General features: G+C 55.4%; 1 protein-coding gene. It reads right to left on the bottom strand.

What is annotated here, in order from left to right:
• Nucleotides 1-21 precede the first annotated feature (21 nt).
• Entirely contained in the window at nt 22-1,635 is a 1,614-nt protein-coding gene (locus SHEWPOL2_RS21910; RefSeq protein ID WP_037431746.1) for an IS1634 family transposase, read from the bottom strand.
• Nucleotides 1,636-1,726: the final 91 nt, after the last annotated feature.

Genomic DNA, 1,726 nt, shown 5'->3' with positions numbered 1-1,726 from the left:
ATCCGACATTCCGCACCTAATTTAGGAATAAATTTGCCGATAGCGTTCACCCAATACCTCCAAAATGATCTGCTGGTCTCCTGTTAGCTCCGTTACTTGTGGCGGAGCGTCTCCCTGTCGATATTCATGGATGCCACCAAAGCGCAAAAAGATCCAACGGGCCGTCGGCTGCTGGGTCGGTTTCTTTTTCATATCCGCCACGCTGCGGTTTTGCTCCATTAATCCCTGCCGGATACGGTGCTCCAACGCGGCATAAATCATCAGGCTACAGGTCATCACCATCAGCAGCGCTTCAATCCGCTCCGGTTTTTTCAGGTACAGTGAGGAGGTTAAAAACTCCGGGCTCTTGAGAAAACGAAAGCCTCGTTCGACATTCTGCTGCGCTTTATAGGTGGCGAGTAGTTCGGCCATGGTCAGCGTATCGCTGTGGTCATTGGTCGCCAGGATGAACACACCGGTCTGGTTGCGAGCCTCTTCAACGCAAGCCAGGCTAGTTGCCGCCAACCCACGGATTTGAAACTGATGGCCAATTGGCTCTTCGCCACGCTTGGGTCTGCCACGCCCTGCATAAACGGGTTCACTCACCACCTCGGCATCCAGTTGCAGCAGCATCAAGCTGGCGGTAAAACGACTCAACTCAGCTTGGGCATCCGCCTCACAAGCAAAGCGTCGGGCACACAATTTGGCGAAGGCTTTGAGCTCGCGAGTACTGTCTTTGAGCAGGTTTTTGGCCAATGTCTGCTGCTCGCGATGGCTGGCCTGTTCGCTGCGCACCAGCAACCAGCGCTGCGCGACGCCGGCATAATTGGCACCTTGCCAACGGCCATGATAGCCATTGCCCAAGGCAGTCAGAGGTTGCGCGCCGATTGTTGCTACGGCCTGCTTGGCCTCGTTCAACGTGACAGGTACCCGGGTGACAAACAGTTGCTGCTGTTGCGCCAGCAGTTGCAAAGTATCGGCGCAGTACAGTGCGGCATCGCCGACCAGATAACGACTCTCCTGCGCAGCCTTGAGACTGCTCAAATGGCGACGAACGGTCTGGGCAAAGGCTTTGGTGTCATTACTATTGCCGCTCAGGGCCTGCATATAGACAGGTAGCCCGGCCTGATTTTCACAGATGAGCTCAAGGATCACCTGGTTCAGCTCTGGCCGGTGATCGCGACTATAACCACGCACCAGTTGCAGCTTACCGAGCGGTTCCCCATCGTTGCAGTCATAGGCGCCATCGACGTGGAAGCTGGTGATATCGAGGTGCACTGCGGTGCTTTTGAGCCCCAGCCGCTCGACAACTTGCGCCGCCATCACCTGATACAAGGCGCTGACATCGGCCTCGAAGAGGGCATCGAGACAGCGACCGAGCACATCATCGTTGAGGTCATCAGCACAGATCCCGGGGCCAATCAGGCGCTCCACCGGCTTGTTAGCGAAGAATTGCGGGAACATGTGCAGGGTGCAGCTGTTAAAGCCGAGACCGTTCACTATCATGGCGACCAAGGCTTCACCATGCGAGACCTTAAAAGGCGGCGTTTTGGGGAGTACGGCATCGATCATGCGGGCAATCCCCAGTTCTTGGCAGAGTGCGGCGACCAAGCCAAGGTGATCGAGGTTACGGATAGAGATAGCGGGAGCGGCCATGATGAATTACCTGCAAAAGAGAGTAATAGATCAGAATGACCGATCGCTGTCAAGCACTGAAAATTGCAAAATTTAGGTGCGGAATGACGGG

Origin of the sequence: Shewanella sp. POL2 (assembly GCF_000282755.1) — a bacterium.
Taxonomy (GTDB): Bacteria; Pseudomonadota; Gammaproteobacteria; order Enterobacterales; family Shewanellaceae; genus Shewanella; species Shewanella xiamenensis.
This window is presented reverse-complemented; position numbering and strand designations above follow the sequence as displayed.